The organism is Neobacillus drentensis (genome assembly GCF_036965425.1).
GTDB lineage: Bacteria > Bacillota > Bacilli > Bacillales > Cytobacillaceae > Neobacillus > Neobacillus drentensis_F.
Genome location: NZ_JBALPP010000130.1, coordinates 1 through 219 on the forward strand (window position 1 = coordinate 1; position 219 = coordinate 219).

The 219-nt window shown below is 26.0% G+C and carries 1 protein-coding gene; it reads right to left on the reverse strand.

The window, feature by feature from the left end; genetic code table 11:
• Positions 1–219, reverse strand: a 219-nt coding sequence (locus tag V7161_RS26000; RefSeq protein WP_335715707.1) for a hypothetical protein, incomplete at both ends; no start/stop codon positions are given.

Genomic DNA, 219 nt, shown 5'->3' on the forward strand with positions numbered 1-219 from the left:
ATTTTTACTTCAGAATCATTGGTAAATCTTGAATAGATAGAATTTAGTGACTCTGCTTTAATTTCACAATATATAAACTCAGTAGCTGAATTGTACCAACTGTATTCGGGACTAATTCCTACTAAAAAATCAATTCGATTAGCCTGTACATCATCAGAGCAATTTAAATTATTTATACTAAATACTTTGTCTTTATTTTTTATACATTTCTTATACAAT